The organism is Gemmatimonadota bacterium, assembly GCA_026705765.1.
Classification (GTDB): Bacteria; Latescibacterota; UBA2968; order UBA2968; family UBA2968; genus VXRD01.
On record JAPPAB010000110.1, the window covers coordinates 21107 to 27263 of the forward strand.

The 6157-nt window shown below is 51.0% G+C and carries 8 protein-coding genes; 4 read left to right on the plus strand and 4 right to left on the minus strand.

Annotated elements, in window-relative coordinates:
- Window positions 1–12: 12 nt before the first annotated feature.
- From OXH16_15455 to OXH16_15465, 3 genes are read right to left on the minus strand one after another with little or no spacing between them, the layout of a single operon-like run.
- Window positions 13–357, minus strand: coding sequence for a nucleotidyltransferase domain-containing protein (locus OXH16_15455; GenBank protein ID MCY3682796.1), 345 nt, complete (start codon window positions 355–357; stop codon window positions 13–15).
- A gap of 13 nt (window positions 358–370) precedes the next feature.
- Window positions 371–586: a hypothetical protein gene (locus tag OXH16_15460; GenBank protein ID MCY3682797.1), complete on the minus strand. Its 216-nt coding sequence runs from the start codon at window positions 584–586 to the stop codon at window positions 371–373.
- Window positions 587–599: 13 nt separating this feature from the next.
- Window positions 600–974, minus strand: coding sequence for a DUF433 domain-containing protein (locus OXH16_15465; GenBank protein MCY3682798.1), 375 nt, complete (start codon window positions 972–974; stop codon window positions 600–602).
- A gap of 295 nt (window positions 975–1269) precedes the next feature.
- Here OXH16_15465 and OXH16_15470 point away from each other — a divergent pair, with 295 nt between their 5' ends.
- The gene (locus OXH16_15470; GenBank protein ID MCY3682799.1) at window positions 1270–2784 is read left to right on the plus strand and encodes a carboxypeptidase M32; all 1515 of its coding nucleotides are present in this window, start codon (window positions 1270–1272) and stop codon (window positions 2782–2784) included.
- A 4-nt stretch (window positions 2785–2788) separates the two neighbouring features.
- Complete coding sequence (locus OXH16_15475) at window positions 2789–3730, plus strand: nucleoside hydrolase (protein ID MCY3682800.1); 942 nt, start codon at window positions 2789–2791, stop codon at window positions 3728–3730.
- A 4-nt stretch (window positions 3731–3734) separates the two neighbouring features.
- Here the strand turns inward: OXH16_15475 and rsgA are convergent, their stop codons facing one another.
- Window positions 3735–4700, minus strand: a complete 966-nt coding sequence (gene rsgA / locus OXH16_15480; protein ID MCY3682801.1) for a ribosome small subunit-dependent GTPase A — start codon at window positions 4698–4700, stop codon at window positions 3735–3737.
- A gap of 157 nt (window positions 4701–4857) precedes the next feature.
- Here rsgA and OXH16_15485 point away from each other — a divergent pair, with 157 nt between their 5' ends.
- Window positions 4858–5607 (plus strand): UvrB/UvrC motif-containing protein, encoded by a 750-nt coding sequence (locus tag OXH16_15485; protein MCY3682802.1) that lies wholly within the window; start codon window positions 4858–4860, stop codon window positions 5605–5607.
- A gap of 96 nt (window positions 5608–5703) precedes the next feature.
- A partial coding sequence (locus OXH16_15490) for an ABC transporter permease (protein MCY3682803.1) occupies window positions 5704–6157 on the plus strand: 454 nt, incomplete at its 3' end.

Consider the following 6157-nt stretch of genomic DNA (forward strand, 5'->3'; position numbering starts at 1 on the left):
ATCATTTTCCGATTATAAACCCTTAAATCGTTCATAAATCACTCTTCCCTCTCGTAAACTTCGCGCAATAATGTGATTGATAGAATTCCGCCAGGTATCGACCTCATTCTGACTGTACACCAGAATATCTTTGGAAACGCGATAGGACGAAAGGGAGCGTCTGATCCGTTTAATCTCTTTGTAACGGCTGCGCTGTGGACCAAAGGGCTGTTCTTCTACGACAAGCAAATCCACATCTGAACCTGATTTCGCATTTCCTCTGGCTTGCGAACCAAAAAGAATAATCTGCACGGGATCAACCTCATCCACAATGGCCTTGACCATTTCCGCAATCAGGTCTTCTGTAGCAACTGCCATGCAATCCTCACATTTACTTATTCTGTTTTAGTTGAACAACTTCAAGAACCCTTTGTATCCGTGTGGTAGCTGGATCGTAGCTATATTTAATCTGCCGCATCAACTCAACGGCCTCCAGGCGTTCATGTGGCGTTTTGGTCTGCCAATATGCCGTCTCATCTGATTCTTCAGAAAGAGATCTCACTGAAAGGGCGCTCTTGTCCATTTTGAAGGTTTCTATGGCATTCATGCGTTTCTCCTGATCAAAGTTGCGATGTGCCATCATGACTCCTCTTCAATTTGGACTCGGCATCTTTTGCTTCTGTTTTGTCGAGTTCGACGAAACGTGCATCAGCCACTTGCACAAGGGCCTCATCTGTTAAAGGTTCTTCTGGCTCTTTCCCCTGTTCTCTAATATCGCAGTCAATTTCTGCGCGATGCGTCTTGTAGTATTCCCGCACGAGATTCAGATGATCAACAGTGAGTGCAGGATAAGCCTGTATCATATCTTCATCGGATGCGCCCTGCTGAAAAAAATTGATCAGCGTCCAAACGGGAATGCGTGTATTGCCTACGCATGCTCTGCCGCCGCAGACACCGGGTGTTTTCTGAATTTTAAGTGAAATTAAGGATAGCATAAAAATAAAACCAAACTGGATTGCGGCTCAAAACCATGCCGCAATGACATAGAAGGTAGGCATCAGGCTTATTTTTGCGCGATGCGCTTCGTGAAAACACAAGCCTCACAAAGCATACTCAGAATTGCGTCTTCTTTCAAGTGCTTTTCTGATTGTGCGCTCAAATATCCGGCTTTTAAGATCAGAGACTCAGCAGATACCTGAAGAACGGTATTTGCGCTTGACGGGTGCATGGTAGGTACGTAGATTTTGTCCTACTATGCATCGCATTGAAAAACCATCACAAGGAGCAAAAATGGCCGATGTCGAATCCACATATCAGAAATTGATCGCAGAAATAAAACAAATCTCCCTCCTGGGATCCTGTGCCGGTGTATTGGGCTGGGACAAACAGACCTACATGCCCAAAGGCGGAGCCGGGCATCGCGCCGAGCAACTCGCATTGCTCAGCGGCATGATACACGAACGCGCAACCGCCCCTCAAATCGGCGACTATCTCGCAGAAATAGAAAACAGCGACCTCATCTCCGAACCGCATTCCGAAGCCGCAATCAACATACGAGAACTTCGCCGGGACTACGATCGGGCTATCAAACTGCCCCGGTCCCTCGTCGAAGAACTCGCCCGCGTAGCCACCATCTCGCAGCAAGTATGGCGAGAAGCGCGCGAAAAATCGGACTACGCCCTGTTCCAACCCCACCTCACAAAGATCCTCGATCTAAAACACCAACAAGTCCGCGCGCTGAACACGGGCGAAACATCTTACGACACCCTATTAGACGACTACGAACCCGGCGAAACCACTGAAAACCTGACCCGGGTCTTCTCGGGCTTGCGCGACGAACTCGTCGAACTCGTGGGTGCAATCGCCGAATCCGGCAAAAAGCCCGACGAAAATATCCTCACACGCACATATCCCATAGACCAACAAGAAGAATTTGGAAAAACCGCCGCCGCGCAAATCGGCTTCAACTTTGACAACGGGCGCTTAGACATCACCACACACCCATTTTGCAGCGGCATTGGACCGGGCGACACGCGCCTGACCACGCGGTATAACACACACTTCTTTTCCGAATCATTTTTCAGCATCATGCACGAAGCGGGCCACGGCATATACGACCAGGGCTTAAACGACGAACATTACGGCACACCCATGGGAGGATCTGTATCCCTAGGCATACACGAATCTCAATCGCGCATGTGGGAAAACTTCGTCGGCCGTAGTGAAGCATTTTGGGCACACTTCTACCCCAAAGTGCAAGCCGCATTTCCAGACGCACTAAGCGATGTCTCCCAACGCGACTTCTACGCCGCAATCAACGCCGTCGCCCCCTCATATATCCGCGTAGAAGCCGACGAAGCCACGTACAACTTGCACATCATGTTGCGCTTTGAACTCGAACAAGCACTGATCGATGGCGGATTAAAAGCCGAAGATGTCCCCGGCGTCTGGAACGAAACATTTGAAAAATATCTGGGACTAACACCCCCGGACGATGCTCTGGGGTGTTTGCAAGACATACACTGGAGCGGCGGAGGGATAGGGTACTTTCCAACCTATGCCCTGGGCAACTTGTACGCCGCGCAATTCTTTGAACAAGCGCGCCAGGACGTGGGCGACCTGAATGCACAATTTGCCGAAGGCGTATTCGACCCCCTGAAAAACTGGCTAACTCAAAAAATCTACTCGCAGGGACAGCGCTACCGCGCAAACGAACTCATCGAAGTCGTAACCGGAAAACCCCTGAGCCATGAACCCTTAATGCGGCATCTGAGGGCAAAGTACGAACCGTTATACGGGATTTAGCGATATGGCGACCACACAACCCACAATCTTAGACACCGACCCCGGCGTGGATGACGCGCTGGCCATCATGCTCGCCCTGGGATCCCCCGAACTCGACGTAATCGGCATCTGCACAGTAAGCGGCAACGTTCCTCTCAACACCGGTACGCGCAACGCACAGGGACTATTGCAACTATTGGAACGCACAGAAATACCCGTCTTCGCAGGCGCAGACCAACCCTTAAAACGCGACCCCGTATTTGCCACCGAAGTCCATGGCGAAAGCGGCATGGGACAAGCCGTATTGCCAGAACCATCTCAAGAGGTAAAAGGCAACGCCGTCGATTTCCTCGTGCAAACCCTATCCGACCAACCGGGCGAAATCACAATAATAGCCGTCGGACCCCTGACAAATCTGGCACTGGCCGAACAGCGCCAACCGGGCATACTTCAAAAAGCCAAACAGGTAATCGTAATGGGCGGAGCTATTGCAGAAACCGGCAACTCAACACCCGTAGCAGAATTCAACTTTTACGCCGACCCCCACGCTGCACAAAAAGTCGTACATTCGGACGCGGCACTTCTGATCGTACCATTGGACGCAACGCGTCAGGTCGTATTATCCGAAACGGATATCGAAAACCGGATCGCCCCCATGAAAACAGTCGCATCTCAATTCGTCGTCGATGCCGTGCAAAACGTATTCGCCCTCTATCGACAACTCAACCGCGAGCCAATCGTGTACCTGCACGACCCACTCGCCGTAGGCGCGGCCATCGCACCCGAACACCTCCGCTCAGAAACCCTGTACATCGACATAGAAACATCGGGCGACCTCACCATGGGCCAGGTCGTCACAGACCGCCGCGGCCTGCCTCCCCCCTATCGTCTTGGAAAACCCGTCGATTGCGCGATGCACGTCAATGCCGAAGCGTTTTTGTCCCTATTCCTGACGCGGGTTTTTTAAATACCTACGGCCTCTCTCGCAACCTCTGATAACTCTCATAGCGCTGAAGCGCGATCTCCCCATCATCCACACCCGCCCTCACCGCACAGTTAGGTTCGTGGACATGTGAGCAATCGCGAAAGCGACAGCCGCCGAGAAACGGGTGAAAATCTCTAAAAAGAACGGGAACATCTTCGGGACTTATATCGTACAGATAAAACTCTCGAACACCGGGCATATCGCCGACAAACCCTTCCCCATCAAGCGCGACCAATTCCGTATGAGTCGTCGTATGTATCCCCTCGCCCGTAGCTTTGCTAACAGGTCCTGTACGCAACTGCAACCCGGGTTGTAACCAATTGAGCAAACTCGACTTTCCAACGCCAGAAGCCCCCATAAAAAGGGTAATCTTCCCCCGCAGAAGATCGTAAAACGCCTCCTTACCCGCATCGGAAATAATACTGGTATAAACCACGGGATATCCCATCGCCCTGTACGGACGCATAACCCGGTCTGCCCAGGCCTCATCGGCGAGATCGAGCTTATTGAGACACAGAGACACCGGTATCTGCTGCCACTCTGCAATACCTATCATGCGATCCAGCAAAATCCAGTCCGGCTCCGGCTCACCCGCAGACACAATCGGAACAACCTGATCGACATTCGCAGCTAAAAGCTGCTCCCTATAAGACCCGCCAGACGCGCGCCGAGAAACCTTATTGCTGCGGGGACGCACCTCGCGGATCATACCCCTATTATCCGCACCCTCAGAAAAAACCACGCGATCCCCAACCGCAACCGGATCAATCACCCGCACCCGTCTCACAGACTGCACGCGGCGGCGGCGCGAACCCGGCGCAGCTTCGGGATATTCGAGCTGCTTCCGCAAACGAGTCGAAAGCGCGCACATCACCACGCGCTCGGCAGTCTGGACGACATAATTACCGAGGTGATGACGGATAACAGTACCTTCATTATCAGATTTAGACATATCTGTTCAGAGCCTTCCAACTGTAATGGACACCCCAAAATAACGCCCGCCAGATGTACTTGTCAAGCGATGTAGCCTTTGCAAACGGGTTGACATTTGACGGGGTTTTCTCCATATTTCCCCGACATTTACAGACTGACTAAAAAAAGGAAAAATAATGAAACGCGACCTCAGCCCATTTTTGTCTAACTGGGATTATGACCCCACCGATATTTGTGTACGCAAAATTCAGGGCCTGGACGGACGAGAAAAATTGCAAGTACGCCTGGACCTGGGCGTAATGCAAATGGAATTAAATGATCGGCCTGACGGAACGCGTCCGAACGGTCATTTTTCACTGCTCGAATACTATTTAGACCAGCTCGAAGCCGAACAAACTCAATCTGGCACAGATGAAAACTTTTACCTCGACAGAAATGCATGCCTCGAACTGAGCCAGGAGGGATTGTTATTCTATCACCGCTATGTCTGTCTGATGCGGTTGGGCGATTTCGAAGCAGTCGCACGCGACACCGCCCACAATCTGGCACTACTGGATCTCGTGCGGGCTTATGCCAAAAATGAACAAGACCGGGAAATATTTGAACACTACCGGCCCTATGTACTCATGGTTCACACCCGTGCGCGAGGTGAAATTTGTTTGCAAAAAGGCGATCATTCCGGCGCCCTGAATCACATTGAAGAAGGAATCGACAAAATTCAAACCTGTGTGGTAAATTCCGGCATTGAAGCAGACGACGAAATCGAAGCCCTTTCGGAATGGGCCGAAGAAATAGAACGCGACCGTCCAATCACATTGCAACAAAAACTGGCGCAAAAACTCCAAAAAGCCATTGCCGAAGAGCGATATGAACAGGCGGCTCGGTTGAGAGACAGGCTCAGTTCCCTGGGAAAAAACAATTTGTGAAAACTGCAATCTGAACATCGCAACACAAAAATCCTGATTCTAAACACCGATGTGTTTCTGAATCGGGATTTTTTGTATAAAAGCAGGGGGAAAGAAGTGGGCTATGAATGGATCATAATCAGACGACACCTCTTCAGCGTTAGTCGTCGCATGGGATTAACCACAATCATCGCCATCATAGGTGTCGGGCTGGGAGTTGGGGCACTCGTCATCACCCTATCGGTAATGAATGGCTATGCGGACATGATCTTTGACCGCCAGGTAGGCATCAATCCCCATATAACCGTGCGGCGTCCATACAGCGAACGCATCGAAAATTACGCCCCCATCGTCCAATTGCTCGAACAACACCCGGAAGTGGTCGGTGCCAACCCCGTCATAGAAACAGAAGGTTATGTATTGAACAGGATCAAAGACGTGGGCACCGTCACATCGGGCGTATTGGTGCGGGGCGTAGATAGCATTGTGAAAAGCAGCGACATCGCCCGTCATATAACCGACGGCAAAATGGAATTGACGCGCATTGAAAACAACACCTTTGGAATCGCAA